12 protein-coding genes are annotated in these 11421 nt (G+C 73.5%); 5 read left to right on the top strand and 7 right to left on the bottom strand.

Features of this window, described 5'->3' with window-relative positions:
• The first annotated feature begins 4 nt into the window (after positions 1-4).
• Positions 5-1258, top strand: a complete 1254-nt coding sequence (locus tag AB0I16_RS13165) for a DUF4185 domain-containing protein (RefSeq protein WP_363249441.1) — start codon at positions 5-7, stop codon at positions 1256-1258.
• Here the strand turns inward: AB0I16_RS13165 and AB0I16_RS13160 are convergent.
• On the bottom strand, positions 1194-2243 hold the full coding sequence (locus AB0I16_RS13160) for a bile acid:sodium symporter family protein (RefSeq protein ID WP_363249440.1): 1050 nt from the start codon (positions 2241-2243) through the stop codon (positions 1194-1196). The genes AB0I16_RS13165 and AB0I16_RS13160 overlap by 65 nt on opposite strands.
• 129 nt (positions 2244-2372) lie before the next feature.
• Between AB0I16_RS13160 and AB0I16_RS13155 the strand changes: the two genes are divergently transcribed.
• Both AB0I16_RS13155 and AB0I16_RS13150 read left to right on the top strand, forming a co-directional pair.
• Positions 2373-3242 carry a LysR substrate-binding domain-containing protein gene (locus tag AB0I16_RS13155; RefSeq protein ID WP_363249439.1) on the top strand — a complete coding sequence of 290 codons (870 nt, stop codon included), beginning with the start codon at positions 2373-2375 and terminating at the stop codon, positions 3240-3242.
• Between the two features lie 314 nt (positions 3243-3556).
• Positions 3557-5356 (top strand): AMP-binding protein, encoded by a 1800-nt coding sequence (locus AB0I16_RS13150; protein ID WP_363249437.1) that lies wholly within the window; start codon positions 3557-3559, stop codon positions 5354-5356.
• Between the two features lie 72 nt (positions 5357-5428).
• Here the strand turns inward: AB0I16_RS13150 and AB0I16_RS13145 are convergent, their stop codons facing one another.
• Entirely contained in the window at positions 5429-6082 is a 654-nt protein-coding gene (locus AB0I16_RS13145) for a maleylpyruvate isomerase N-terminal domain-containing protein (RefSeq protein ID WP_363249435.1), read from the bottom strand.
• 129 nt (positions 6083-6211) lie between these two features.
• Here AB0I16_RS13145 and AB0I16_RS13140 point away from each other — a divergent pair, with 129 nt between their 5' ends.
• Positions 6212-7084, top strand: coding sequence for an aldo/keto reductase (locus AB0I16_RS13140; RefSeq protein WP_363249434.1), 873 nt, complete (start codon positions 6212-6214; stop codon positions 7082-7084).
• A gap of 43 nt (positions 7085-7127) precedes the next feature.
• Here the strand turns inward: AB0I16_RS13140 and AB0I16_RS13135 are convergent, their stop codons facing one another.
• From AB0I16_RS13135 to AB0I16_RS13120, 4 genes are all read right to left on the bottom strand, one after another.
• Positions 7128-7526 (bottom strand): CU044_2847 family protein, encoded by a 399-nt coding sequence (locus tag AB0I16_RS13135; RefSeq protein WP_363249433.1) that lies wholly within the window; start codon positions 7524-7526, stop codon positions 7128-7130.
• Positions 7527-7629: 103 nt separating this feature from the next.
• Positions 7630-8577: a class I SAM-dependent methyltransferase gene (locus AB0I16_RS13130; RefSeq protein ID WP_363249432.1), complete on the bottom strand. Its 948-nt coding sequence runs from the start codon at positions 8575-8577 to the stop codon at positions 7630-7632.
• Positions 8578-8691: 114 nt separating this feature from the next.
• Entirely contained in the window at positions 8692-9441 is a 750-nt protein-coding gene (locus AB0I16_RS13125; RefSeq protein ID WP_363249431.1) for a class I SAM-dependent methyltransferase, read from the bottom strand.
• Between the two features lie 9 nt (positions 9442-9450).
• Positions 9451-9756 (bottom strand): 4a-hydroxytetrahydrobiopterin dehydratase, encoded by a 306-nt coding sequence (locus tag AB0I16_RS13120; protein WP_363249430.1) that lies wholly within the window; start codon positions 9754-9756, stop codon positions 9451-9453.
• Between the two features lie 100 nt (positions 9757-9856).
• Between AB0I16_RS13120 and AB0I16_RS13115 the strand changes: the two genes are divergently transcribed.
• Positions 9857-10711: a helix-turn-helix transcriptional regulator gene (locus tag AB0I16_RS13115; protein ID WP_363249429.1), complete on the top strand. Its 855-nt coding sequence runs from the start codon at positions 9857-9859 to the stop codon at positions 10709-10711.
• Between the two features lie 72 nt (positions 10712-10783).
• Here the strand turns inward: AB0I16_RS13115 and AB0I16_RS13110 are convergent, their stop codons facing one another.
• Positions 10784-11215 (bottom strand): hypothetical protein, encoded by a 432-nt coding sequence (locus tag AB0I16_RS13110; protein WP_363249428.1) that lies wholly within the window; start codon positions 11213-11215, stop codon positions 10784-10786.
• Between the last annotated feature and the right edge of the window lie 206 nt (positions 11216-11421).

The raw sequence follows: 11421 nt of genomic DNA, 5'->3' as shown, positions 1-11421 counted from the left end.
GGGAATGTCCGTCCAAGAACGCCCCGGCCGGGCGGGCCGCAGGACATGGCTGGTCCTGCTGCTCGTCCTGGCCTGCGCCGCCGTCCTGCTCATCGCCCTGCCGGACGACGACCGGCAGGGCGCCGCGGCGTGCCGGCCCCGCACGGTCGGCGCCTGGTCGGCGGCCGACGAGGTCACCGGGGAGTTCGCCCGCTACGGCGACGACGCGACGCGCACCGACGACTGGACCGGCGGTGACGGCACCCACTCGGTGCGGCTCCCCGACGGGCGGGTCCTGTGGCTGTTCTCCGACACCTTCCTCGGCCAGGTGCACGCCCCGCCCAATACGGCGGGCCAGCCCCACGCCTGGCGCGACACCAGCGCGCCGATGGTCCGCAACTCCGCCGTGGTGATGTCCCGCTCCGGCACCCTGCGGCGCACCCTCGCCACCCCGCTCTTCCCCGATCCGGCGCCCCAGCAGTGGCGCTGGCCGGTGGCGGCGCGCGTCGAGCCGCGTTCGCCGGACGCGGAGGAGAAGGTCGTGCGCGTCCTGCTGTGGAGCCGGATGGCGAGCCAGGGGCCGTGGATCTACGGCGTCCCGATGGCCACCGAGGTCGCCACGCTCTCCCTGCCCGGCCTGCGGGTGGAGTCCATCGTGAAGGTCTCCGACCAGCAGGGCGTGGCGGACCCGGAGAAGCGGGTCCTGTACGGCACGAGCACCGTCGACGCCGACGGCTGGACGTATGTCTTCGGCGGCACGGACGCGCAGGCGGCCTCGCGCCCCACCTCCCACGCCCACCTGGCGCGCGTCCCGCACGGCAGGCTCGCCGACGCCTCCGCGTGGGAGTACTGGGACGGCGGGGAGTGGGGGCGCGCGGGCACCTCGCGGCCCGTTCTCGGCGACGGCGGGCGGAAGGGGGTGGGCAGCGCCTTCACGGTGGTGCGCGAGAAGGGCACGTACGTGCTGTTCACGATGGCCGCCGGGGCGAAGGGCCTGACCGACGTCACGTCGTACTGGGCCTGCTCCCCGACCGGGCCCTGGCACGGCCCCGCGAAGGGCTTCGAGGCGCCCCTGCCGAAGGACGGCGCGGCCGAGCAGGCCACGGCCGCCTACAACCCGCAGGCCCATCCGGCGCTCGGCCGGGACGGCCGGGTCGTGCTGAGCTACGACGTCAACTGGCTCGACCCGGTGCCCGCGAGCGCGCAGGCGAACGTCAACCGGAACGTGTCGTTGTACCGGCCCCGGTTCGTGACCCTGCGGCTGTCCGAACGCCGCTGACGGGCCCGGGCCCCGGGCCGGTGTCGCGCGAGCGGCGTTTGGCGATGACCGCGCAGACCATGAGCTGCATCTGGTGGAAGAGCATCAGCGGCAGCACGGCCAGGGAGGCGTCGGCGCCGAACAGCACGGTCGCCATGGGCAGTCCCGCCGCGAGGGACTTCTTGGAACCGGCGAACTGGATCGCGACGCGGTCCGCGCGGCCGAAGCCGAGCCGCTTGGCGCCGTACCAGGTCAGCGCGAGCATCACGGCGAGCAGCACCGCCTCGGCCCCGAGCAGCGCGAGCAGCCGCCACGGGGACACCTGGTGCCAGACGCCCTCCTCCATGCCCTCGCTGAACGCGGTGTAGACGACGAGCAGGATCGACCCACGGTCGACGCGTCCGAGGAGCTTCTTGTGCCGGGTGAGGAAGCCGCCGACCCAGCGGCGCAGCACCTGCCCGGCGACGAACGGCACGAGCAGTCGCAGCACGATCCGCACGACGGAGTCCGCCGAGAAGCCGCCGCCGCTGTCCCCGAGCAGCGCGGCGGCGAGCAGCGGGGTGAGCACGATGCCGGCCAGCGAGGAGAAGGAGCCCGCGCAGATCGCCGCGGGGACGTTGCCGCGGGCCATGGAGGTGAAGGCGATGGACGACTGGATCGTCGACGGCACGAGGGTGAGGAAGAGGAAGCCGCTGTAGAGGGCGGGGGTGAGGACCCACGGTACGAGCCCCTTGCCCGCGAGGCCGAGCAGCGGGAAGACCACGAACGTACTGGCGAGGACGGTGACGTGCAGCCGCCAGTGCTTGAGCCCGTCGAGCGCCTCGCGGGTGGAGAGCCGCGCGCCGTAGAGGAAGAACAGGAAGGAGACGGCCGCGGTGGACGCCCCCGACGCGACGTCGGCTCCGGTGCCGCGCGCGGGCAGGAGCGCGGCGATCCCGACGGTCGCGAGCAGCGCCGCGATGTAGGGGTCGACCGGCATCCGGGACGGCCACGTCGGGCGTTTCACGGTGCTCCACTGCGTCCGGGGGCGGTTGCGTTCACCCTCCATGATCCTCCTGACCAGGCACATCGGGAATCCCGCATACCGCTCTGACTGCCATCGCGGTTCGTGATGGGCGGCGCTAGGGTGGCCGGTGTGTACGACCCCTCGCAGCTCCGCACGTTCCTCGCGGTCGCCCAGACGCTGAGCTTCACGCAGGCCGCCCGGCGCCTCGGTCTGCGCCAGTCCACCGTGAGCCAGCACGTGCGCCGCCTTGAGGACGCCACCGGCCGGCAGCTGTTCACCCGCGACACGCACTCCGTGGAGCTGACCGAGGACGGCGAGGCGATGCTCGGCTTCGCACGCCGCATCCTGGCGGCGCACGAGCAGGCGGCGGCGTTCTTCACCGGGACGCGGCTCGGCGGGCGGCTGCGGTTCGGGGCCTCGGAGGACTTCGTCCTGACGCGGCTCACCGACATCCTGGAGACCTTCCGGCACGACCATCCCGAGGTCGACCTGGAGCTGACCGTCGAGCTGTCCGGCACGCTCCACGAGCGGCTCGACGCGGGCAAGCTCGACCTCGTGCTCGCCAAGCGGCGCCCCGAGGACCCGCGCGGTGAGCTGGTCTGGCAGGACGACCTGGTCTGGATCGGCTCCGAGCGGCTGCGCCTCGACCCCGAGCGCCCGCTCCCGCTGATCGTCTACCCGCCGCCCGGCATCACCCGCGCCCTCGCCTTCGAGGCGCTGGAGCGGCGCGGCCGGGCGTGGCGCGTGGCCTGCACGAGCGGCAGCCTCAACGGCCTGGTCGCGGCGGCCCGCGCGGGCCTCGGCGTCATGGCGCACTCACGGGGCCTGATCCCGCCGGGCCTGGCCGCCGTCCCCGACCGGGCGGGCCTGCCGGAGCTGGGGCGTGTCGACTTCGTGCTGCTGCACGGGGAGCGCCGAGCGGACACGCAGGACGCCGCCGACGCGCTGGCGGCGGCGATCCTGGCGGGCGGCGACCGGCTGCACAGGGCGCGGCGCTGACACGGCGGCCCGGCGCGCGGTCTCGACGTGCCGCACGCCTTCGAGCGGGCCCATGACCGGCACGTACAGATCCGCCGGGGCCGTGGCCCCCGCGTACAGATTCGGTGGAGATTACGTTTCCGAAACTTACTCCAGCGTAAGTAGTTCTGTCCCGCCCTTCCCCTTGTGGCCCCATTTTCCGGGGCTGACCTGTGCCGATGGTCCGTACCGGCCGCTCGGCGGCCCCCTCCCGGAGGCGCCCGCCGTGGGGTACGGTCACGGCGCTGTGCGGAGCGCCACAAGGAGCATCATTGCGCGAGTTCTCGAATCCTCCGATGGCATCGGCGCCGCTGGTGGGCGGCCTCGCCGACGCCGTGTTCGACCACGCCGCCGAGGACCCGCCGCGCATCGCGTTCGGCCGCAAGATCGGCGGGCGGTGGACGGACGTCACCTCGGGCGCGTTCCGCGACGAGGTGCTCGCCCTCGCCAAGGGGCTGATCGCGCAGGGCGTCCGGTTCGGCGACCGCGTGGCCATCATGTCCCGCACCCGCTACGAGTGGACGCTCTTCGACTTCGCGCTCTGGACCATCGGCGCCCAGGTCGTGCCGGTCTATCCGACGTCGTCCGCCGACCAGGTCCTCTGGATGCTGCACGACGCGCAGGTGACGGCCGCGATGGTGGAGCACGAGGACCACGCGATGACGATCGGCTCGGTCGTCGACCGGCTGCCGCGGCTGCGCAGGCTCTGGCAGCTCGACGCCGACGCCGTGGGCGAGCTGGACGCGGCGGGCCGTGACATCGACGACGAGGTGGTGCACCGCCACCGCCGCGCGGTCACACCGGACTCCATCGCCACGATCATCTACACCTCGGGCACCACGGGCCGCCCCAAGGGCTGTCTGATCTCCCACGCGAACTTCATGTTCGAGGCGGACACGATGGTCGGCCGCTGGGAGCCGGTCTTCCACTCCAAGCGGGGCGACGAGGCGACGACGCTGCTCTTCCTGCCCCTGGCGCACGTCTTCGGCCGCATGGTGCAGATCGCGGCGGTGCGGGGCCGGGTCAGGATGGGCCACCAGCCGAACCTCAACGCGGCGGCGCTCCTGCCCGACCTCGCGGCGTTCCGGCCCTCGTTCATCCTGGCGGTGCCGTACATCTTCGAGAAGGTCTTCAACGCGGCGCGGCGCAAGGCGGAGAAGGACGGCAGGGCGGGCGCGTTCGACAAGGCCGTGGAGTGCGCCGTGCGGTACGCCGACGCGCTGGAGGCCAGGGCCTTCGGCACGGGCCCCGGGCCGTCGGCGGCGCTCCGCGTGCAGCACCAGCTCTTCGACAAGCTCGTCTACTCCAAGGTGCGCGAGGCGATGGGCGGCCGGGTGCGGCACGCGATGTCGGGCGGTTCGGGCATGGACCGCAGGCTCGGCCTGTTCTTCGCGGGCGCGGGCGTGACGATCTACGAGGGCTACGGGCTCACCGAGTCGTCGGCGGCGGCGACCGCCAACCCGCCCGAGCGCACCCGGTACGGCACGGTGGGCCGGCCCATTCCCGGCACCACCGTGCGCATCGCGGAGGACGGCGAGGTCTGGCTGCGCGGCGGCAACGTCTTCCAGGGCTACCACAACGACCCCAGGTCCACCGGGGCGAGCCTGCGCGACGGCTGGCTCGCCACCGGTGACCTGGGCGCGCTCGACGAGGACGGCTACCTCACGATCACCGGGCGCAAGAAGGAGATCCTGGTGACGTCCGGCGGCAAGAGCGTCTCGCCGGCCCAGCTGGAGGAGCGGGTGCGCGACCACCCGCTGGTCGCCCAGTGCCTGCTCGTCGGCAACGACCGGCCCTACGTCGCCGCGCTCGTCACGCTGGACGCGGAGGCCGTGGAGCACTGGATGGCCATGCGCCGCAAGCCGATGCTGCCGCCCGGCGAGCTGGTGCGCGACCCGGACCTGGAGACGGAGGTGCGCCGGGCCGTGGTCGCCGCCAACACCCTCGTCTCCCAGGCCGAGTCGATCAGGACGTTCCGGATACTGGCGCACCAGTTCAGCGAGGAGCACGGCCTGCTCACACCGTCCCTGAAGCTGAAGCGCAAGGCGATCGAGAAGGCGTACGAGGCGGAGGTCGAGGCGCTGTACAACAGCTGAGCGGAGGTCGAGGCGCTGGACAACAGCCGAGGGGGGCGCCCTCGCCGCCAGGGCGTCTCCCGCCCCGGCGGTTCAGCCGACGACGAACGGCAGCCGCCCCGCGAGCCCTCCGAGGGCGGCCGTCTCCGCCCCGGTCGGCGGGCGGCGCCCGGTGCCCACGAGCAGCGCGTCCGTGTCCGAGAGCGCGCCGGGGAAACGGACTCCCGCGATCCGCTCCAGCAGGGCGCGCGCCGCGGCCAGGCTCTCGGCGGACGGTCCCGCGACCGCGGGCAGGTGCGCGATCAGGTCCAGGTGGTGCAGGGTCCACTCCAGGACGTACGCGGAGAGGTAGTCGCCGACGGTCAGCACCTGGTCCTTGGTGCCGACACGGGCCGCCGGGTCCGCGAGCCGGGCGGCCCGCCCCGCGGCGGAGCCGACGTCGTCGAGGTGGAACTTCAGCAGCCAGGGCTCGCCGTAGGCGGCGGCGAGGCGCGGCGTCAGCGCGTCGAGCGGGTCCTCGCCGGTCGGCGGCCCGACCAGCTCCCAGTAGGTGGCCGCGTCCACGGTCGGCTCGGTGTCGGCGGGCGTGACCAGGGTGATCAGGACGTCCTGCGCGTCGATGACCAGGTGGCAGGCCAGGTCGCGGACGAGCCATCCGGTACATCCGGAAGGCCGCGCGAAGTCCTCGTCGGGCAGCTCGGCGACCGCGGTGCGCAGCGCGGTCCAGGAACGCGAGAAGAGATCCACCCGGGCACGGTATGCCGCACGGGACCGGGGGACAACCGAGCGGAGCGCATCATCCGGGCGGAACTCGGTACAAGAAAGTGGAAGGCGTGCCCCCGCTCAGGAATGCGTCATCGCCACTGATCGTTGACCATGGAAGTACCACCCGACGAACCTAAGGATCGAGAGCTCGTGAGCAAGGTCCCCCCGATCATCCTGAACAACGGCGTCGAGATGCCCCAGCTCGGTTTCGGCGTCTGGCAGGTGCCGGACGACGAGGCCGAGACGGCGGTCACGACGGCCCTGGAGGCCGGGTACCGCAGCATCGACACCGCGGCCATCTATGAGAACGAGACGGGCACGGGCAAGGCCATCGCCGCCTCCGGCGTGGCCCGTGAGGAACTGTTCGTCACCACGAAGCTCTGGAACAGCGACCAGGGCTACGACTCGACGCTCCGCGCCTTCGACAGCTCGCTGGAGAAGCTGGGCCTGGAGTACGTGGACCTGTACCTGATCCACTGGCCCCTGCCGTCCAAGGGCCTCGCGATCGACACGTACAAGGCCTTCGAGAAGATCCAGGCCGACGGCCGCGCCAGGTCCATCGGCGTGTCGAACTTCCTGCCCGGACACCTGGAGAAGCTGATCTCCGAGACGTCGGTCGTCCCCGCCGTCAACCAGATCGAGCTCCACCCGCATCTCCAGCAGCGCGCCTCCCGCGAGTTCCACGCCGAGCAGGGCATCGCCACCGAGGCGTGGTCGCCGCTCGGCCAGGGCAAGGGCCTCCTGGAGGTCCCGGCGATCGTCGCGATCGCCCAGAAGCACGGGCGCACGCCCGCGCAGGTCGTGCTGCGCTGGCACATCCAGCTCGGCAACGTGGTGATCCCCAAGTCCGTGACGCCGTCGCGGATCAAGGAGAACATCGACGTCTTCGGCTTCGAGCTCGACCCCGAGGACATGGCGGCGATCTCCGCCCTGAACGAGGACCGCAGGCTGGGTCCGGACCCGGCCACGTTCGACGTGGCGTAAGAGCCTGTGTCATACCCCTTCCGTGGGGGCCCGGCCCGGTGGGTCAGGGGTTCTGCCCCTGCCGCCGGGCCGGTTCCGTGCGGTCGGCGGCGCTCCCGGCCGCGTCGTCGCCGGGCGGCGGCGTCCGCCGGGTCCAGCTGAGTCTGACCGTGAGGTGGCCCTCCGTCGCCGTCCTGGCGATGACCGCGCCCGCCGCCGCGCTCAGCTTGACGCCGAATTCGAGTTCGATGGCGTCGGGGTCGAGGGACCGTTCGCGGAAGGTGCGCAGGGCGGACATCGCGGCGCCGCGCACGTTGCGCAGGGCCGATTCGAAGCGGCCCTCGACCTCGTGGATGCCGCCGGGTTCGCCGCGCCGCGACACCTGTCTGAAGCCGGGGTCCCCGGAGTCCACCTCGACCACGACGGGCCCCTCGTCGGACTCCCAGCGCACCAGCTCGGTCACCTGGCGGTTCCTCCCTCGGGGGGGGCAGCCGGGGCCCTCGCGGCCACCGGCGCTCACCTCGACGTTACGTCAACCACGCCCTGCTGACCGGCGGTTGGCGAGGTCAGCCGTTCTTGACCGCCACGTGGACGGTCTGCGCCGTCAGCAGGAAGAGATCGGGGCGGTGGTGCAGGCTGCCCGGGTCGCCCTCGTCGAGGAGGCGGTCGACGGTGGCGAGGTCGTCGGCGTCGAGACGGTCCTCGTGCATCTCGCGGCGGCGCGCGAACTCCTGGACCACGTGGGCGCGGGCCTTCTCGGAGAGCGGGGCGGGCAGGTCGAGGAGGAAGCTGCGCGTGGCCACGTGGCGCAGGCCCGCGGCGGTCAGGAGTGCGGGCCAGTCCTCCGCGGCGTCCTGGGAGCCCGGCAGCCCCGAGCGCATCCCGGTGAACCACTCCTCGTCGGAGGCCTCAAGACGGGACTGCAGCCCCGGGCGCCCGAAGCCGATGTCGCGGGGGAGGCAGCGGGCGCTCAGGCCGCCTTCGAGGAGCGCGACCACACCACCGGGCGCCAGGCGTCCGGCGAGGGCCTTGAGCGCCGCGCCCTGGTCGCCGACGTGGTGCAGGGACTTGCACAGCCACAGGAGGTCGGCGGTCGGCACGTCGTCGATGGCGTCGGGGAGGGCCGCGCGCACGGCGCCGAAGCGGTCGGCGAGGCCCTCGCGTGCGGCGCGTTCACGGGCCCGCTCCAGCAGGGGCTCCTCCGGGTCGGCCGCGACGATGCGCGCCTTCGGGAACGCCTCGGCCAGCAGGAAGGAGATGGCGCCGGGACCGCTGCCGACGTCCACGACCACGCCGGGCTCCGGCGCCCAGCGGCGCAGCCAGCCCGCGGCCTCGGCGTACATCGGTGCGGCGACCTCGGCGTAGCGCTCCAGCATCTCGCCCATGGCCGCCCAGTCCATGTCACCGCCGTGACCGTGGCCATGCCCGTGGCCGGGGCCGTGGCCGTGCGTGTGTCCCTCGCCGCCGCCCTGACCGGTTCCGTGCCCCTGCCCGTGCCCGTGGGGGTGTCCCATGCGCCTGCCGCCTCTCGGTTCCGCCGTGTTCGTGGACGGCTCCAGCCTGCGCCCCGTTCCCGGTTTTCGACCAGCAAGCTTGCCGGTTCAGCAAAAGATGGCGGCCCCGGAGGGTCACCTTCCGCGGGCCCTCTTGGCGAACGCCCGCAGCGCGAACCGCGGGTCGGGGCGCGGCACGTCCTGGTCCGGCAGCTTCGCGAGCGCCGCCGCGAACCGCTCCGCCAGCGGCCCGTCAGGCGGCACCTGGGTGAACCACCCCCTGCGCAGATCGTCCACCGTGGAGCGCGGCGAGCGCCCCTGGCCGTGACCGGTGAAGCCGGCGCGGCCCGCCGGGGCCATGCCGTGCTCCGCCGCGTACGCCTCGACGGCCTCGGCGCGGTCGACCGCGGGCCGCACGGGGCGCGGCGCGAGCACGGCGTCGATGTCGCTGCCGACGTCGTGCGACGCCGACTTGTCGACCGTGGTGACGTAGACCCCGCCGGGCCGCAGCACCCGCGCGCACTCGGCGACGATCGAGGCCGCCTCATCGGGGCCCGGCAGCAGGTGCAGCAGCCACACCGTGCAGACCGCGTCGAACGAGGCGTCGGGGAAGGGCAGGCGGCGGCTGTCGCCGATGACCACGGCGCCCGGCAGCCTGGCCGCCGCCATCCGCGCCATGCGGTGGGCCCGGTCGACGCCGGTCACCCGCAGCCCGGGGCGCTCCGCGAGCCGCCGGGTGACCAGGCCGGTGCCGCAGGCCACGTCGAGGAGGGTGCGGGCGCCGGCGGGCACCAGGCCGAGGACGGCGCTCGCGGCGGCCGCCGCGCGGGGCTCACCGCCGCGGGAGGCGTCGTAGCGGTCGGCCTCCTTGCTGTAGTCGAGCATGGCGGACGCCTACTCGGCGCCGTGGAGCGGCGCCAGCTCCTGGACCCTGCGGGCGAGTTCGAAGTCCCGCTCGGTGACCGCGCCGCCCGCGCCGTGGGTGTGCACGGCGAGGGTCACGGTGTCGTATCCGAGCGTCGTCTCGGCGTGGTGGTCCAGTTCGTCCTGCGTCCGCGCGATGTGCACGACCAGGGCGGCCGCCGCGAAGTGCGAGGGCAGACGGTACGAACGGGTGATCCTGTCGTCGGCGAGGGCCCAGCCGGGAAGTTCGGCGAGGCGGTCCTCGATCTCCTTGAGCGAGAGCGGTGCGGGGGTCATGGGCCCTGCTCCTTCCGCGGACGCGGCCGCGAGGTCTGCGGCGAGGTGTTCGGCGAGGTCGTCCCACCTTGCCACACCCCGCTTCGACTACCGTCTAACCATGACAACCGCCGCGCCCGCCAAGGGGAACACCAAAGGCAAGGCCAAGCCCGACCAGCCCGCCAAGGGGAACGCCACCGGAGTGGGGCCGCTGCTGCGCGGCTGGCGCGAGCGGCGCCGCGTCAGCCAGCTGGAGCTCGCTCTGCGCGCGGACTCCTCCGCGCGGCACATCAGCTTCATCGAGACGGGCCGGGCACGGCCGAGCGAGGAGCTGGTCCTGCGCCTCGCCGACCACCTCGACGTGCCGGTGCGCGACCGCAACTCCCTGCTGCTCGCCGCCGGTTACGCGCCCCGCTTCCGGGAGACCCCGCTGGAGGACCCCGCGATGGGGACGCTGCGCGAGGGCCTCGACCAGCTCCTGACCGGGTACGAGCCGTATCCCGCCCTGGTCGTCGACGCGGCGTACGACGTCGTCGCGGCCAACCGCGGCGTCGCGATGCTCATGGAGGGCATCCCCGACGACCTCGCCAGTCCGGCGAACGCGATGCGGCTCACGCTGCACCCGCGGGGCCTCGCCCCCCGTATCCGCAACCTGCGGGAGTGGCGGGGCCATCTGCTGCACCAGATGGAGCGGCAGATCGCGCTCCAGCGCTCCGACGCCCTGCGCGCGGTGTACGAGGAGGTGGCCGCGTATCCGGTGCACGATCCCGGGGTGGACGCCTTCGACGCGGGGACGGACGTGCCGTACTTCGCGCTGCCGCTGCGGATCGAGCACGACGGGCACGTGCTGTCCTTCATCTCGTCCATCTCGACGTTCAACACCCCGATGGACGTGACGGTCGCCGAGCTGGCCATCGAGACCCTGCTCCCGGCCGACCCGGCGACGACGAAGTACCTGCAGACGCGCATGACCTAGCGGACCGGGGCCTCGTGGGCGCCCGGTCCGCCGGGTGGTTCACCGGGGGTGCGGCCGGTGGGGACGGGCGGCTCAGGAACCCTGCGACCGCAGCGCGCGCAGCGCCATGAACTGCAGGGCCGCGAAGCCGCCGACGGTCAGGGCCTGGAGCGGGACCCACACCGTGCCCGCCGTGGTCGGCGAGAGCCAGACGGCGAGGGCGACGATGCTGAGCACCGCCCAGAGGGCGTTGGCCTCGATCACCGCCCGCACCCCGAACGTCGGCGGGCTCTTGCGGGCGGCGAGGTAGCCGACGCCCGCGCCGAAGACGGCGAGGAAGACGCCGATCCCGAGCAGCAGCCCGGAGTCGACGCCGAGGAAGCGCCCGAGGGGTCCTGAGGCGGCGGCGTAGGCGACACCGTTGCCGGCGGTCACGACCGCGTCGAGGGCGAGGAAGCGGCGCAGCATGGTGGTCGGGTCGGTGGTGCGGGCGAGGCCGGCGAGCGGGTACGTCGTTGCGGACATGGGGTGTGCCTCCAAGCGGCGGGAGCGGGGATGCCGTGGTTCCCGGGGCCGGTCCGGAGTGCGCCGGACCGGACCCGGTGAGACCACTCTGGCGGCCCGGCGCCCGCCGGTCGATTACGTGTGAGGTAATGCCGGGTCCCCCGGCATGACCGGCGGCGCCGGGCCCCGCCCGCAACCCGTACGGCCCCCGCGGAAAGGTGCCCGCG

The sequence above is a fragment of the Streptomyces sp. NPDC050703 genome (assembly GCF_040654435.1).
Taxonomy (GTDB): Bacteria; Actinomycetota; Actinomycetes; order Streptomycetales; family Streptomycetaceae; genus Streptomyces.
Note: the sequence above shows the minus strand (reverse complement) of the source record. Positions and strands in the feature narration are given on the sequence as shown.